General features: G+C 61.3%; 15 protein-coding genes, 1 pseudogene and 1 riboswitch. Of the genes and pseudogenes, 8 read left to right on the plus strand and 8 right to left on the minus strand.

Annotation, left to right across the window (positions count from 1 at the left end):
• Positions 1-243: 243 nt before the first annotated feature.
• Both P7C00_RS26760 and P7C00_RS26765 read right to left on the minus strand, forming a co-directional pair.
• A complete protein-coding gene (locus P7C00_RS26760; protein ID WP_346633840.1) occupies positions 244-1,926 on the minus strand; it encodes a fatty acid--CoA ligase in 1,683 nt (560 codons plus the stop codon).
• Between the two features lie 171 nt (positions 1,927-2,097).
• On the minus strand, positions 2,098-2,727 hold the full coding sequence (locus P7C00_RS26765) for a LysE family transporter (RefSeq protein WP_346633839.1): 630 nt from the start codon (positions 2,725-2,727) through the stop codon (positions 2,098-2,100).
• Positions 2,728-2,811: 84 nt separating this feature from the next.
• Between P7C00_RS26765 and P7C00_RS26770 the strand changes: the two genes are divergently transcribed.
• The 3 genes from P7C00_RS26770 (at position 2,812) to P7C00_RS26780 (ending at position 5,657) form a co-directional block, all read left to right on the plus strand.
• Positions 2,812-3,777: a 2-hydroxyacid dehydrogenase gene (locus P7C00_RS26770; protein WP_346633838.1), complete on the plus strand. Its 966-nt coding sequence runs from the start codon at positions 2,812-2,814 to the stop codon at positions 3,775-3,777.
• A 30-nt stretch (positions 3,778-3,807) separates the two neighbouring features.
• On the plus strand, positions 3,808-4,806 hold the full coding sequence (locus P7C00_RS26775) for a methyltransferase (RefSeq protein ID WP_404937631.1): 999 nt from the start codon (positions 3,808-3,810) through the stop codon (positions 4,804-4,806).
• A gap of 52 nt (positions 4,807-4,858) precedes the next feature.
• Positions 4,859-4,980, plus strand: a riboswitch (yybP-ykoY riboswitch).
• 92 nt (positions 4,981-5,072) lie between these two features.
• Entirely contained in the window at positions 5,073-5,657 is a 585-nt protein-coding gene (locus P7C00_RS26780; RefSeq protein WP_102860988.1) for a TMEM165/GDT1 family protein, read from the plus strand.
• Between the two features lie 85 nt (positions 5,658-5,742).
• On the opposite strand, the gene P7C00_RS26785 is transcribed toward P7C00_RS26780, so the two are convergent.
• The gene (locus P7C00_RS26785) at positions 5,743-6,561 is read right to left on the minus strand and encodes a M48 family metallopeptidase (RefSeq protein ID WP_346633989.1); all 819 of its coding nucleotides are present in this window, start codon (positions 6,559-6,561) and stop codon (positions 5,743-5,745) included.
• Positions 6,562-7,924: 1,363 nt separating this feature from the next.
• Between P7C00_RS26785 and P7C00_RS26790 the strand changes: the two are divergent.
• A pseudogene (locus P7C00_RS26790) lies at positions 7,925-8,122 on the plus strand (HAMP domain-containing protein); the annotation flags it as partial.
• Positions 8,123-8,233: 111 nt separating this feature from the next.
• Complete coding sequence (locus tag P7C00_RS26795) at positions 8,234-8,977, plus strand: methyl-accepting chemotaxis protein (RefSeq protein ID WP_370059449.1); 744 nt, start codon at positions 8,234-8,236, stop codon at positions 8,975-8,977.
• 115 nt (positions 8,978-9,092) lie between these two features.
• On the opposite strand, the gene P7C00_RS26800 is transcribed toward P7C00_RS26795, so the two are convergent.
• From P7C00_RS26800 to P7C00_RS26810, 3 genes are read right to left on the minus strand one after another with little or no spacing between them, the layout of a single operon-like run.
• Positions 9,093-9,713 (minus strand): SOS response-associated peptidase, encoded by a 621-nt coding sequence (locus tag P7C00_RS26800; protein ID WP_346633835.1) that lies wholly within the window; start codon positions 9,711-9,713, stop codon positions 9,093-9,095.
• Between the two features lie 35 nt (positions 9,714-9,748).
• A complete protein-coding gene (locus P7C00_RS26805) occupies positions 9,749-10,009 on the minus strand; it encodes a putative signal transducing protein (protein ID WP_123724797.1) in 261 nt (86 codons plus the stop codon).
• 16 nt (positions 10,010-10,025) lie between these two features.
• On the minus strand, positions 10,026-10,208 hold the full coding sequence (locus tag P7C00_RS26810; protein WP_016967048.1) for a CPXCG motif-containing cysteine-rich protein: 183 nt from the start codon (positions 10,206-10,208) through the stop codon (positions 10,026-10,028).
• A gap of 139 nt (positions 10,209-10,347) precedes the next feature.
• Here P7C00_RS26810 and P7C00_RS26815 point away from each other — a divergent pair, with 139 nt between their 5' ends.
• Complete coding sequence (locus P7C00_RS26815) at positions 10,348-11,514, plus strand: 1-acyl-sn-glycerol-3-phosphate acyltransferase (RefSeq protein WP_346633834.1); 1,167 nt, start codon at positions 10,348-10,350, stop codon at positions 11,512-11,514.
• A 66-nt stretch (positions 11,515-11,580) separates the two neighbouring features.
• On the opposite strand, the gene P7C00_RS26820 is transcribed toward P7C00_RS26815, so the two are convergent.
• Positions 11,581-11,868: a hypothetical protein gene (locus P7C00_RS26820; protein WP_346633833.1), complete on the minus strand. Its 288-nt coding sequence runs from the start codon at positions 11,866-11,868 to the stop codon at positions 11,581-11,583.
• A gap of 190 nt (positions 11,869-12,058) precedes the next feature.
• Here P7C00_RS26820 and P7C00_RS26825 point away from each other — a divergent pair, with 190 nt between their 5' ends.
• Positions 12,059-12,265, plus strand: coding sequence for a hypothetical protein (locus P7C00_RS26825; RefSeq protein ID WP_404937632.1), 207 nt, complete (start codon positions 12,059-12,061; stop codon positions 12,263-12,265).
• Between the two features lie 88 nt (positions 12,266-12,353).
• On the opposite strand, the gene P7C00_RS26830 is transcribed toward P7C00_RS26825, so the two are convergent.
• Entirely contained in the window at positions 12,354-12,938 is a 585-nt protein-coding gene (locus P7C00_RS26830) for a YajG family lipoprotein (RefSeq protein WP_317069912.1), read from the minus strand.
• A gap of 208 nt (positions 12,939-13,146) precedes the next feature.
• Here P7C00_RS26830 and P7C00_RS26835 point away from each other — a divergent pair, with 208 nt between their 5' ends.
• Entirely contained in the window at positions 13,147-13,380 is a 234-nt protein-coding gene (locus tag P7C00_RS26835; protein ID WP_346633832.1) for a hypothetical protein, read from the plus strand.
• The last annotated feature ends 637 nt before the right edge of the window (positions 13,381-14,017 follow it).

A 14,017-nucleotide genomic window follows, 5' to 3' on the forward strand; every position in this document is an offset into this window, starting at 1 on the left:
TGCGTGGCGCGAGCACCCCGCAATGCTCCGTCGTTCAGAAAAATCCGTGAACGGACTATATCCAGCAGGGATTACTGCTTGATCCCTCTAAAGTGTGATTTGCAGCCACCCACCGCACTGGAACAGCCCTTTGCCACAACCTTTGAAAAACGGCGCGGCAAGAATGACTGAAAAATCCGTGAGTACAAGGCAAAGGCTTGCCGGGTGGGCATGCCGTGCCCTGGCGGGCACGGCAGAGGAAGCTCAAAGCGTGGAGAGGAAGGTGCTGTTACTGGCTTGCCATTCGCTGATGTCGACACGGATGCGCTTCTTGTCGAGCTTGCCAACGCTGGTCTTGGGAATTTCAGTAACAAGGGCAATCTGACTGGGAATTGCCCATTTGCTGAGGTGCCCCAGTTCCACGAACGGCTTGAGGTGTTCCTTGAGCTCACGGGCACCAATCTCATGGCCTTGGCGGATCACCAGCAAGGCAAACGGGCGCTCGCCCCACTGCGGATCGGCAATGCCCACCACTGCTACCTCACGTACCGCCGGGTGGCGACTGATGAGGTCTTCCAGGTCCAGGGACGAGATCCACTCGCCACCGGTCTTGATCACGTCCTTGATCCGGTCGCGGATGTCGATCACCCCCATGCTGTCCAGGGTCGCCACATCGCCGGTGTGCAACCAGCCGCCGTCCCAGAGCTCGGCGCCCTTCTGCGGCTCGTTGAAATACCCCTCGCTCAGCCAGGGCGCCCGCAGCACCAACTCGCCCTGGGACTCACCGTCCGCCGGCAGGAAGTTGCCCTCGGCATCGATGATCGCCGCTTCCACCAAGGGCCCCGGCACCCCGGCCTTGATCCGGTAGGTGGTGCGTTCATCCTCGCTGCCCGCCATCAACTCCTCATTGAGGTGAGCGCAGGACACCAACGGGCCGGTTTCCGACATGCCGTAGGCGGCGGTCAGCTGGATGCCCTTGGCCTTGGCCGCCTCGTACAGCGCACGGTTCAACGCACTGCCGCCGATGACGATCTTCCAGCCACCGAAATCGGTGTTCTGGGCCGCCTTGGCATTGAGCACCATCTGCAGGATGGTCGGCACACAGTGGGAGAAGGTGACCTTCTCCCGGCGCCACAGCTCCACCAGGTACTCCGGGTCGTAACGCCCGGGATAGACCTGCTTGAGCCCAAGCATGGTGGCCACATAGGGCAGACCCCAGGCGTGCACATGGAACATCGGCGTAATGGGCATGTACACGTCGTTGGTGCCCAGCAGGCGCACGCTATCGATGGAGCCCATGATGGTGGACACACCCATGGTGTGCAGCACCAGTTGCCGATGGGTGAAATACACACCCTTGGGATTGCCGGTGGTCCCGGTGGTGTAGAAGGTGGTGGCCACCGAGTTTTCGTCAAAATCCTCGAAGGAGTACTGGGGGCTGGCAGCGGCCAGCAGGGTCTCGTACTCGCCCACCAGATTCGGCAAATCGGCAGTCTTCTCCGGCGCGTCGGTGAGCAGCAGGGTTTTCTCCACCGTGGTCAAGTGCCCGGCGATGGCCTGGTACAGGCCGACGAACTCGCTGTTGACCAGCACGAAGCGGTCCTCGGCGTGGTTCATGGTGTAGAGGATTTGCTCCGGCGACAGACGCACGTTGATGGTGTGGATCACCGCACCGATCATCGGAATGGCAAACATGCATTCCAGGTAACGATGGCTGTCCCAGTCCATGACCGCCACGGTATCCCCAGCCTTGACCCCGGCCGCAGTCAGTACGTTGGCCAGGCGCGCCACCCGTTCGATCAGGGTCGGGTAGGTGTAACGCAACTGGTCACGGTAGATGATCTCGCGGGTTTTCTCGTAACGGCTGCCGGACATCAGCAACCGTTTGATCAGAAGCGGGTATTGGTAAGCGCCTTCGGCGGGAGGAATAACACGAGTCTGCAACATAAGAATCCCTTTTCTGACGGCTCGGTCGTGACTGGAGGATTCCCACTCTAGAGTTCCCGAGCGCCGGCTAAATCAGCCAAAGGGATGATTTGCAGGGCCGCACCAATACTAGCTCCAGGCCAGTATCGGTGCGGCTCAGGTGATCCTGTGTGTCCCGCCCGAGCATCGCGATCAATGCATCTCGGTGAACGCCAGTTTTACGCCAATGGCGATCAGCACCGCGCCCATGGTGCGGTCGAACCAGTGCCCCATGCGAGCGAAACCGGCACGCACTCGTTGCTGGCTGAAAAGCATGGCTACCAGACAAAACCAGACGGCAGTGGCCGCCGCCAGATACACCCCATAGCCAGCCTGGATCGCCAGGGGCGTGTGCGGATTGATCACCACGGTGAACAGGGAGAGGAAGAACAGGGTCGCCTTGGGGTTCAGCCCATTGGTGACAAAACCAGAAGTAAAGGCGCCGCGCGCGGTACGCACTCCGGCTTCCTTGTGCAGGTCGTCCGCTGCCGGCTTGGCCGGCTGGGCGCGCAGGGCCTTGTAGCCGATGTACAGCAGGTACGCCGCCGCCAACCACTTCAGGGCGTTGAACAGCACGATGGACTGGGAAACGATCAGGCCGATCCCCAGCAATGAGTAACCCACGTGCAGGAAGATCGCACAGCCCACTCCCAGGGCAGTCCAGGTACCGGCGCGGCGGCCGTGGGTCACGCTTTCGCGCACCACTACGGCGAAGTCCGGGCCGGGGCTGGCCACCGCCAGCAAGTGGATCAGGGCAACGGTCAAGAACTCGGTGAGGTACATGCAGGCTCCTGTGTATGTCTAATTATTTCATCTGTTAGGCTCGGCAGATTACGCCTTAGATCCCTCGTGCAAAAGGTACAGTTCATGATCAACAATCGCCGCGCCGTCTTCCTCGATCACAGCTCACTGGACCTGGGTGACCTGGATCTGAGTGCGCTGCATGACTGCTTCAGCCCCCTGCAAGTACATGCCCACACCCCCGCGGACCAAGTGATCGAACGCCTGCAGGGGGCTCAAGTCGCCATCAGTAACAAGGTGGCCCTGAGCGCCGAAACACTGGCGGCCTGCCCTGATCTGCAACTGATCCTGGTGGCCGCCACCGGCACCAACAATGTCGATCTGGCCGCTGCCCGTGGGCAAGGCATCAGCGTCAGCAACTGCCAGGGTTATGGCACCCCATCGGTGGCCCAGCACACCTTGATGCTGCTGCTCAATCTCGCCACTCGGGTTGCCGACTACCAAAAAGCCGTTGCTGCCGGCCGCTGGCAGCAGGCCCAGCAGTTCTGCCTGCTGGACTACCCCATCATCGAACTGGCGGGCAAGACTCTGGGCCTGCTGGGCAATGGCGAACTGGGCAGCGCCGTGGCGCGCCTGGCCGAAGCCTTTGGCATGCGCGTGGTATTGGGGCAGATCCCTGGACGACCGGCCCGACCCGACCGCCTGCCCCTGGAGGAACTGTTGCCCCAGGTGGATGCCCTGACACTGCACTGCCCGCTCAACGAACACACCCGACACTTTATCGGCGCCCGGGAGCTGGCCCTGCTCAAGCCCGGCGCCCTGGTCGTCAATACTGCCCGTGGCGGCCTGATCGACGAACAGGCCCTGGCCGATGCGCTGCGCAGTGGTCATCTGGGGGGCGCAGCCACCGACGTCCTGAGCGTCGAGCCGCCGGCCAACGGCAATCCACTGCTGGCCAGCGATATCCCGCGCCTGATCGTCACGCCGCACAATGCCTGGGGCAGCCGCGAAGCTCGCCAGCGAATCGTCGGGCAACTGACGGAAAATGCCCAAGCCTTCTTCAGTGGCGCCCCACTGCGGGTCGTGAGTTGATAAACTTCGCCACTTTTTTCGGGGGCGACCATGGACACTCGCAGTGAAGTACTGTTACGCCAGGCTCAATTGTTTCAAGGCTCACTGCTGCTGGCCGGCCTAACCGCGGATGACCTGCTGGGTCGCCTGCCCAACGCCCGAGGCTGGAGCTGGCACGCCGGCGATCAGGCAGCCCTGGAGGCACGCTTTCCAGGCCGCAGCCACTTTGGCGTAGCAGCACCGGCAGAATCCTTCGACAGCGCCGTGCTGTTCCTGCCCAAGTCCAAGGACCTCACCGACTACCTGCTCAACGCCCTGGCCTCGCGCCTGGCCGGGCGCGAGCTATATCTGGTGGGCGAGAAACGCAGCGGCGTGGAGAGCGCCGCCAAGCAACTCAACCCTTTCGGCAAGCCGCGCAAGTTAGACAGTGCTCGACACTGTCAGCTATGGCAGGTGACGGTGGCCAACGCCCCCACGCCGGTAGCGCTGGAGAGCCTGGCCCAGGAGTACGAGCTGCCCCTGGCCGAAGGTCCATTGAAAGTCGTCAGCCTGCCCGGCGTATTCAGCCATGGGCGCCTGGACCGCGGCACCGCGCTGTTGCTGGAGCATCTGGATCACTTGCCCGCCGGCCACCTGCTGGACTTCGGCTGTGGCGCCGGGGTACTGGGAGCCACAGTGAAACGCCGCTACCCGGACAACAGCGTGACCCTGCTCGATGTGGACGCCTTCGCCGCCGCCAGCAGTCGCCTGACCCTGGCCGCCAACGGTCTTGAAGCCGAGGTTCTGACCGGCGACGGCATTGATGCCGCGCCCATGGGATTGAACTGCATCCTGACCAATCCCCCCTTCCATACCGGGGTCCACACCGACTACCAGGCCACGGAAAACCTGCTGCGAAAAGCAGCAAAACACCTGCAAAAAGGTGGCGAACTGCGAGTAGTTGCCAACAGTTTCCTGCGCTATCAGCCACTGATCGAAGAGCACCTTGGACCTTGCGCGATCAAGGCCGAAGGTCAGGGCTTTCGGATTTATCGAGCCAAGCGCGGCTGACATTCTTTTTCGCAAACAAGGCTTGCCGAATGGATTTTGCCTAGGCAGAATCCGCTCCGTCCTAGGGGAGTAGTCTCCCACGAGCGCCACGCTCGTCCGGCATGCGTCAACATACTTGGTCCTCAGACCATGGCGCATGCGACCCAAGAGTCCGCACAGACGGACCGCAGGGTTTGACAAGACCTATGACACGCACACCTTACCCGGGGCGGGAAGGCTGTACGTGTCATAGCCGTGTCGACCCGCCCCTTAGGAAAACCCTGATGATGCTGGATTCTCTCCTCGTTCCCACCGCAATCGTTGCCTTGGCCGAAATCGGCGACAAGACGCAACTGCTCGCCCTGATTCTGGCCGCCCGCTTTCGCAAACCCTGGCCCATCATCGCCGGTATCGTCGCCGCGACCCTGGCCAACCATGCGGCCGCCGGCGCGGTAGGTGCCTGGTTCGGCAGCTTCTTCTCCGACGCAACCCTGCACTGGATTCTTGCCGCCAGCTTCACCGCCACGGCCCTGTGGACCCTGGTTCCGGACAAGATGGATGACGATGAGGCCACTACCGCCCGCAAGTTCGGGCCCTTCCTCACGACCCTGATCGCGTTCTTCCTGGCTGAAATCGGCGACAAGACCCAGGTCGCTACCGTCATGCTGGCGGCGCAATATCCGGATCTGTGGCTGGTGATCATCGGCACCACCCTGGGCATGCTGATTGCCAACGTACCGGTGGTTCTGGCGGGTAACTTCGCTGCGGACAAACTGCCCCTGACCCTGATTCGTCGACTGGCGGCGACGGCCTTCTTCATCCTCGCCGTGGTGGCGGTGTACAAGGCCATGCAGATCAGTGGCTGGCTGTAAATGAAATCGCCGGCAAACCGACTCCCACACAACCTGTAGGAGCCGGCTTGCCGGCGAAAGCCTCAGCGAAAATGAGGCGAAGGGATCAGGACTTCTTGGCCTGCTCATACAGCGGCATCACCTTCGGAATCGCCGCCTGCAAAGACGCGATACGGCTGGTGGAAGCCGGGTGAGTACTCATGAACTCGGGCGGCGCAGAACCACCGGCAGCCTGACCCATCTTGTTCCACAAGCTGATGGCCGCGTTCGGGTTGTAACCGGCGCGGGCGGCCAGCTCCAGACCAATCAGGTCCGCTTCGTTTTCGTTCTCGCGGCTGTTGGGCAGAGTCATCAGCAGGCTCACCCCATTGTCACCCAGGGCAACCGTTTCCTGGGAAACCCCGAACAGGGTAGCGATCTGCTTGCCTGCACCGACCGCGTACTGCTTGGACATCGCCTCACGACCATGCTCACGCAGGGCGTGTGCAATCTCGTGGCCCATTACCGCAGCAATTTCATCGTCGGTCAGTTTCAGTTTTTCGATCAGACCGGAGTAGAAAATGATCTTGCCGCCAGGACCGCAGTTGGCGTTGAGTTCGTCGCTCTTGATCAGGTTGACTTCCCACTTCCACTGCGCGCAGTCGGGGCGGAAGGTCGGCGCCTGGGCGATCAGGCGGTTGGCGATGACCTGCAGGCGCTTGGCGTTGGCACTGGTCTTGTCCAGCACGCCCTGGCTGCTGGCCTCTCCCAGGGTCTCCTGGTAGGACTGGGCATAGGACTGATTGACCTCGGCACTGGACACCATGCTGAACATGGATTGCTTGCGATCCACACCCACCACGCCACCGCTGGTGGTGTTGACCGTTTCACAGCCGGTCAGCAAAACAGCGGCGCTCAATGCACATACGAGTAACGACTTCTTCATCATGAAACCTCCCTGAAAACATGGCGCGTATCCTAAGGGCGGAACTGTGTCCGCGCCAGATGCAAAACACGCATTCAGTCGCAATTCAGATACATCCAGACCCTGACAAAAAAACTTCACATACCGCCCAAGGCCTCCAACCGCCTGCAACACGTCCCCGCCAATCACGACCTCTACCCATCTGAAACAGGCATTTCGCCTCTCAAGGCTAATGACCGGTGAGGCTGCGGCCGATACAGCACGGCAGACCTAAATTCCTGCGCCCGGAGCCTCTATGAAGTTCAAGTCGATCCAGTTTTCCGTCGCCGCCCTGGCCGGTGCCATTGTCCTCAGCGTGGTTGCAGCCCTGGTGCTGTACGCCCTGTTCTCCGGCGCCAGGACCCAGCAAATGGTGCAAGAGCGGACCCAGGCCCAATTCGAGCAAGTCATCGAACAGCGCCTGAGCGGCCTGGCGCAGACTCAGGTCAGCCAGATCCAACGGGAACTGGAAGCGCCACTGCTGATTGCCGGCGGCCTGGTGCGGGTCAATGCCCTGATGGGCACCCAGGACTCCCAAAGCCATGCCGGACTCAGCCTCACCCGTGAACAGCTGATCGCCCTGATCAAGGAAAACGTCACCCAGAATCCGAAGATCCTCGGCGCCTACATCGGCTGGGAGCCTGGCGCCATCGACCACAATGACGCGGCCTACGTCGGCACCTCGGTGGTGGGCATCGACGCCGCCAACGGGCGCTTCCTGCCCTGGTGGTTCCGCAACGAAGACGGCAGCCTGGGCCTGGACAAGCTGGCCGACGTCAACGACCGGACCCTACTCTCCACCGGCGTGCGCACCAGCGAGTACTACCTGTGCTCCCAGGACAGCCTCAAGTCCTGCGTCATCGACCCCGCCCCGTACAAGGTCGGCGACAAGGTGGTGATGCTCGCCTCCTTTATTCAGCCCATCCTGCTCAACGGCAAATTCCAGGGCATCGTCGGCGCCGACCTGTCGGTGAACTTCATCCAGGACATGCTGGTCGCTGCCAATCAGAAGCTCTACAGCGGCGCCGGAGAAATGGCCCTGATCGGTGGCAATGGCCGTCTGGTGGCGTACACCAAGGATTCAAGCAAGTTCGGCGAGAAGGTCAGCGATGTTCTGCGCCAAGACACCGTGGCCAGACTGTCCAACCTCAAGCGCGGCGAAGTGACCTACAACGTCGACCAGGCCAACGGCCAGATTGCCCTGTACCTGCCGTTCGGTATCGGCCAGACCGATGCCAACTGGACGTTGATGCTGCAACTGCCCTTGGGGGCGGTGATGGCCGATCTGGACAAACTGCAGGGCGACCTGGCTGAACAGCGCAAGGCCGACACCTTCGGCATGGCCATGGTCGGCCTGGTGATTGCCGGCCTCGGCCTGCTGGTGATCTGGTTGGTGGGGCATGGCATCGCACGTCCGCTGCGGCAAATGGTGGCCATGCTCGATGATATCGCCCAGGGCGAAGGTGATCTGACCCGGCGCCTGACCAGCGACCGAGCCGACGAGCTGGGCTCCATCGCCAAAGGCTTCAACACCTTCCTGGCCAAGCTGCAGGCAATGATCAGCCAGGTGGTGACCTCGGTGCAGAGCGTCAGCGACTCCTCGGAACACACCGCCGATATCGCCATTCGGACCAACCAGGGCGTGCATAAACAGATGGTGGAAATCGATCAGGTGGCCACCGCGGTGCATGAAATGACCGCCACCGCCCAGGACGTGGCACGCAATGCGACCCAGGCCGCGCAAGCGGCCAGCCATGCCGATCAGGCCGCCAGCCAGGGCATGCAGATCGTCCGCGACACATCCAGCGCGATTGGCGCCCTGGCCGAGGAAATCGGCCGTGCAGTCGGCGTGGTGCAGACCCTGGCCAAGGACAGCGAAAACATCAATGCCATCCTCATCGCCATTCGCGGGATTGCCGAGCAGACCAACCTGCTGGCCCTTAACGCAGCGATCGAGGCGGCAAGGGCCGGCGAACAGGGCCGCGGCTTTGCCGTGGTCGCCGACGAAGTGCGCAACCTGGCACAGAAGACCCAGCAGGCCACGGAAGAAATCCAGTCGATGATCCAGCAACTGCAGCAGGGCACCCGGGAAGTGGTGCGGGTCATGGAGGACAGCCAGCACAAGACTGACCAGAGCGTGGAGCATGCAGCCAAGGCGGCCCAAGCCCTGGAAACCATCACTCAGGCGGTGTCGGTGATCAACGACATGAACACCCAGATCGCCAGCGCCGCCGAGGAGCAGAGCGCAGTGGCCGAGGACATCAACCGCAACGTGATCAACATCGGCCAGGTGGCCAACGAAGTGGCCGGCGGCGCCGACGAATCCAGCGCCGCCAGTGCCGGGCTGACCAAGCTCGCCGAACAGCAACGGCGCCTGATCAACCAGTTCAAGGTCTAATCACGGACCTGTAGGAGCCGGCTTGCCGGCGAAAGCGATCCTGGCTTGGGCAGCAAACCAGGGGGCCTCTTCGCTGGCAAGCCAGCTCCTACAGCCAGCTCCTGCAGTTGATGCTTCAGGCGGGGGTCAGGCACTCGGGGCCGTTGAGCTTAGGGTCGTTGACCAGATTGGCCAGGACCCGCTCGCGCAAGGCGGCAGGCGGGCTGGCGAGCAAGGCTTGCAAGGCATGCAGCGGTGTCTCGGGATCGAGCCAGACTTCCTGGGCGCCAGCATCCAGGATCAACGGTCGACGCAAATTGGAAGCGGCCTGAGTCACCACGGCAGTGCTCAGCCAGACCTGTTCCTGTACCGGATAGGCCTCCCAGATCGCAGCAAAGAAGATCGACGACCCCTCGCCTGGCGTCAGCCAATAGGGGCGTTTGCGACTCCCTCCGCGCCATTCATAGAAGCCGTTGGCCGGTAGCAGGCAGCGGCGCTCACGGAATGCCTGGCGAAACATCGGCTGCTCCGCCAGGGTTTCCGCCCGGGCATGGGCCGGCGTACGCGACAGGTCTGTCAACCAGGGCGGGGTCAGGCCCCAACGAGCCCGGGCCAGAGCGCGCTGGCCGTTTTCGGCCCGCTGGATCAGCACCGAATCATTGGGCGATATATTCCACTGCGCGCGCTGATCCTCGGGAAATCCCGGCAAGGCGGCAAATGCAGGGTTCCAGCGAAACAGGGCATAACGTCCACACATGGGGCAATACAACTCTCGGCAAATCGGCGCTCAGCCTAACAGACCAGCACCCCGGCAAAACTATCCGGTTCTTCAAAGGGCAACGGCAGGGCCGCATTGTACGCAGCGATCAACTCCCGCGCCTGCTGCGCCTGATCGTTCTCCACCGTCAGCCCCAGCAGCCCGAACAACGGCAACTCCCCCGCCCCACCCAGCAGGTCGCGCCCTTGCAGGTGCGCCTCGATGCCCTCGCTCGCCAGCATGCACTGGAGCAACTCGCCTTCCATCAGATTTTCCGGCTCGTAGATGCGCTGCATAAGGACCACTCCCCACTCAGTCATTTTCACTGTGGACGTCGAGCATCCATTCCCGACCATCGGTTTGTAGCGTGAAGACAATGGGTCGGCAGCACACCGGACAGTCTTCAATATAGGTCTGGTCGCCAGCGGACAGGTCCAGTACAGCTTCCGCCTGTTCGCCACAGTAGGGGCATTGATAATGGTCGGTTTCCAGCATCGCCGTCTCCAGAGTGACTTATGCGTATAATCGCCGGTCTATTTGCAGGGCTTTTTTTGTTTGAGCTGAACTTTCAGACCATGCCCGGCTTTTTTCGATACAAACCTTTTCTTACCCTAGCCGTTTCTAACAAGAGAGCATGATGGGCGAATTCGATGCCATCCGACCTTACCACGACAGCGAAGTACCAGCGGTGCTGGCCCGGCTGCTCAGCGACAAGGCGTTTCTAGATATCCTCACCCACTTTCGCTTCCCGCGTTTTGCCCATACTTTCGGCTGGCTGCTCAAACCCCTGATCGCCCATCGCCTGCGCCGCGAATTCGCCGGAGTCACTTCGGTGGCGACCCTGCAGGACAAGGTCGAGTTCTACGTCGACCACACCATTGAACGTGCCACCGACGGCGTGACCTATACCGGCGTCGAGCAGTTCAAGTCCGGCACCGCCTATGTGTTTCTGGCCAACCATCGCGACATCGTCATGGACCCGGCCTTCGTCAACTACGCGGTATATCACGCCGGCCTGCCGACACCGCGCATCGCCATTGGCGACAATCTGCTGCAGAAGCCGTTCGTCAGTGACCTGATGCGCCTGAACAAGAGTTTCATCGTCCACCGCTCCATCAGCGGGCGTCGGGAAAAACTCGCGGCCTATCAACTGCTCTCGGCCTACATCAACCATTCGATCCGCAACGACGGCCAGTCGATCTGGATTGCCCAGGCCGAAGGCCGGGCCAAGGATGGCGACGACCGCACCGAGTCGGCGATCCTCAAGATGTTCCACATGAGCCGCAAGGATGAACCGTTCGGCGAAGTCATCCAATCGCTGAACCTGACCCCGGTGTCCATCAGCTACGAATATGACCCGTGCGATCAGGCCAAGGCCCGGGAGCTGTATATCCGCGCCACCACCGGCAGCTACACCAAGGCGCCAGGGGAGGATGACGTGAGCATCGCCAAAGGCATCACTGGCTATAAAGGCCGGGTCCACGTGAATTTTGCCGCCCCCATCAGCGAACTGTTCGAAGACACCAAGCAATTGGCCATGGAAATGGACCGGCAGATTCTCGGCGGCTATCGCCTGTTCCCGGTGCATTACCTGGCCTATGCCCAGTGGAACGATGCCGACCCGCAACTGCAGGTACCGAGCGCCGCCGAGGTCTTTGCGCCCCAGGAACTGGCCAAGGCTGAGGAAGAATGGCAGCGCCGACTGGACGCCTGCCCACCGGAGCACCGCCCTTATCTGGTGCTGCAATATGCCAATCCAGTGCGCAATCAGTACCGGGTCAAGGCAGGCCTGGCGCTGTAATCGCGGCACTGCAATGCACAACGGCGCCTGCGGGCGCCGTTGTCATGTCTGCGGTGCAAGGATCGATCAGAAACGCGTACTGATCCAAGAGACCAGCAACGCCAGCCCCAGGCAGGCAAAACCGAAGCGGTAGAAGAATCGGTTCATTCGCAAAGTGGCGGGGTCCAGCATCAGCAGAGGCTGATCCACGGCCCGGCCTTCACTCTGGACTGCCAGGTTGGCCAGGGCCCGCCGTTCACGGCGACGAGTGGCGTGCAACAGCCAACTGCCCGGGCAAGCGAACAGCAACGCCAGCAGGTTGATCAATTTGGCAGGGTGGGCATTGAACATCGACCAGATCAGTTGCAGCGACATCATGAACCTCGAATGAAACCTGTATTCGGGCCGTCGAGTGCACCCGCGGCGCGGATTCTACTCAATCCCCGAATAAACGCGGGGGGCTTTCCGACCAATAACGAGGCGTCGATCAATTAATTTAAAACGTCATCTTTTCGTCATCTAAACAAGCCAGTCTGTTGCCCCTCGATGCCCCACGGAGCTTGTCATGCTGCACGCAGAAAACCAGGATCGCCTTTATCTGATCGCCCCTAGTGAAGAACAGCAGGCGCTGGTGAGCGCCCTGGCCTTCAACGTTCAGGACCGACACTGGCTGGTGTATTGCGCCCTGGGTGGACATCAGCATGCGGACCTGCCGGAAACCGATCTGCTGACCGGCGTCAGCATGCTGGACTTCTACGTCGAAGCGGCCTGATCTGCGCCCATAAAAAAGCCCGGCTCGCCATCAGGCAGCCGGGCTTTGGCATTACTTGGCCAGGGCTCAGGCCCCGGCCAGGCACGGATTACTCACCGAGGATCTGGCCCACGGTCGGATCCTTGAACAGACGGGTCAAGGCATCGCTCAGTACATCGCCCACCAGCTTGGTGTTGGTGTCCTGGTTCGGTGCCATGCCGAAACGCTGGTCAAGGGACGCGCCATAGCGACCGCTGTAGCGCCGGTTGGCGTTCTGCACATCGGAACGGAAGGTGGCGCCAATGGTGGCCTCGGTCACGTACAGGCCTTCTTTGGGCGACTGATACTTGAGCTCGGCCAGGGTCACGGTCAACTGCGGAGCGTTGCTGCCGCCCGCCGTCGGGGTGAAGCCCAACAGACGCACCGCGGCTTCGGCCTGGGCCTGCAGCTTCGGCAGGATCTGCGCGCTCTGCACAGTAATGGCACTGGTTTCCGGATACAGGCCGCCACGGGTACCCAGGGTGGGCGATGGACGTCCATCAACCACTTTCACCACCACCGGCTGGCCATGGCCAACGGGGGCCAACTGGGTCGTGAGCTTCGGCTCCGGGCTCAGTTGTTGCGGGCTGTGGGCGCAACCCACCAGCGACAGGCTGGTCACAGTGATCAAACCGAACAACAGGCGTTGCAACATGCTCATCTCTCCAGGAATCAGGCACAAACAGGGCCGCAGTATAGCGGTGCATAACCGCGACGAACCAGCGTCAGGCAAGAGTTAGTCAAGTCTCAGACAGGTGCCGTACAACCAGGTTCCTGTAACCTGCCGTTCACTCGCAATACATCATGATGTAACGGCTCAAGGGCACTCTTATCGTCAATGACACACTCACAGGTGTTCGGTTATGAACTTCCTTCGCTCCCTGTTCGCCCCGCGTCAGCAGTTCCGCAGTTTTGCCCTGCTCGATGGCCAAGGCCGTTGCTGCGCCTTCAAGCACTGCCCCACAGCCCCCGTGGGTGACGGCTGGGTGGAAATCGAAGAGATTCGCCTGAACTGGTTGCACCAGGTATTGCCCGCCAGCGCCCGGATCAGCCCACGCTGCGCCCGGTCCGTGGTGCAACCGATACTGGCCACCTGACCAACAGCCTAATAAAAGTCACGAAACAGGATCATTTCTGCGCATTTCTTCGTTACAATCTCCCCCCGATTATAAGGACGTCTCCTGATCGGGCCTCGCAGTACCGCCAACGCCACTGCATTGGCACCCCGCACCGCCCACAGAGAGCCGCCCACACAGATCGAGTGAAGCTGGCGTGCTTGCTGTACCACCTTGCAAACCTCCACTTTTCGCGAATCTGCAGAGCTGCCATTGCTCGGCCACTGAAGCTGTTTGCCCGTTGTGCCCGCATGCCTTGCATGCCGGCAACACCGCTCGGGCCAGGTGCCAGGCCGAGGCAGCCCTTTTTTGAGGTTCACGTCTTCAAAAGAGCGTGAAAAAACGGGTTTTCACAACTTCACAAGAGTGTGGCGAGCAAATGAATAGTTTTGCGTCTGAACTGGCACCATTAGCCTCTACAACAGCCCAATTACACAGGACCGAGCCCTCCTCAGACACTTGCGCTTGATGCCTGTCCGCTGACGGATTTGGTTGCACGAACGGATGTATCGACCATAAGTCGAATTGCCCGAGGCTCCCCGAGATGCGTTCATATGCACCTTGAGGCCCGATTGGCAGCGTCCGCAGTAGTTGCAAAGAATTGCGAAGATTCGGACAT

The organism is Pseudomonas sp. JDS08PS003 (assembly GCF_045013505.1).
GTDB classification, from domain to species: domain Bacteria; phylum Pseudomonadota; class Gammaproteobacteria; order Pseudomonadales; family Pseudomonadaceae; genus Aquipseudomonas; species Aquipseudomonas protegens_B.

What these genes read in the sequence shown, in the direction of transcription:
- P7C00_RS26760 (WP_346633840.1), bottom strand. Translation starts at nt 1,926, where the DNA reads ATGTTGCAGACTCGTGTTATTCCTCCCGCCGAAGGCGCTTACCAATAC.
- P7C00_RS26765 (WP_346633839.1), bottom strand. Translation starts at nt 2,727, where the DNA reads ATGTACCTCACCGAGTTCTTGACCGTTGCCCTGATCCACTTGCTGGCG.
- P7C00_RS26770 (WP_346633838.1), top strand. Translation starts at nt 2,812, where the DNA reads ATGATCAACAATCGCCGCGCCGTCTTCCTCGATCACAGCTCACTGGAC.
- P7C00_RS26775 (WP_404937631.1), top strand. Translation starts at nt 3,808, where the DNA reads ATGGACACTCGCAGTGAAGTACTGTTACGCCAGGCTCAATTGTTTCAA.
- P7C00_RS26780 (WP_102860988.1), top strand. Translation starts at nt 5,073, where the DNA reads ATGCTGGATTCTCTCCTCGTTCCCACCGCAATCGTTGCCTTGGCCGAA.
- P7C00_RS26785 (WP_346633989.1), bottom strand. Translation starts at nt 6,561, where the DNA reads ATGAAGAAGTCGTTACTCGTATGTGCATTGAGCGCCGCTGTTTTGCTG.
- P7C00_RS26795 (WP_370059449.1), top strand. Translation starts at nt 8,234, where the DNA reads ATGGTGGAAATCGATCAGGTGGCCACCGCGGTGCATGAAATGACCGCC.
- P7C00_RS26800 (WP_346633835.1), bottom strand. Translation starts at nt 9,713, where the DNA reads ATGTGTGGACGTTATGCCCTGTTTCGCTGGAACCCTGCATTTGCCGCC.
- P7C00_RS26805 (WP_123724797.1), bottom strand. Translation starts at nt 10,009, where the DNA reads ATGCAGCGCATCTACGAGCCGGAAAATCTGATGGAAGGCGAGTTGCTC.
- P7C00_RS26810 (WP_016967048.1), bottom strand. Translation starts at nt 10,208, where the DNA reads ATGCTGGAAACCGACCATTATCAATGCCCCTACTGTGGCGAACAGGCG.
- P7C00_RS26815 (WP_346633834.1), top strand. Translation starts at nt 10,348, where the DNA reads ATGATGGGCGAATTCGATGCCATCCGACCTTACCACGACAGCGAAGTA.
- P7C00_RS26820 (WP_346633833.1), bottom strand. Translation starts at nt 11,868, where the DNA reads ATGTCGCTGCAACTGATCTGGTCGATGTTCAATGCCCACCCTGCCAAA.
- P7C00_RS26825 (WP_404937632.1), top strand. Translation starts at nt 12,059, where the DNA reads ATGCTGCACGCAGAAAACCAGGATCGCCTTTATCTGATCGCCCCTAGT.
- P7C00_RS26830 (WP_317069912.1), bottom strand. Translation starts at nt 12,938, where the DNA reads ATGTTGCAACGCCTGTTGTTCGGTTTGATCACTGTGACCAGCCTGTCG.
- P7C00_RS26835 (WP_346633832.1), top strand. Translation starts at nt 13,147, where the DNA reads ATGAACTTCCTTCGCTCCCTGTTCGCCCCGCGTCAGCAGTTCCGCAGT.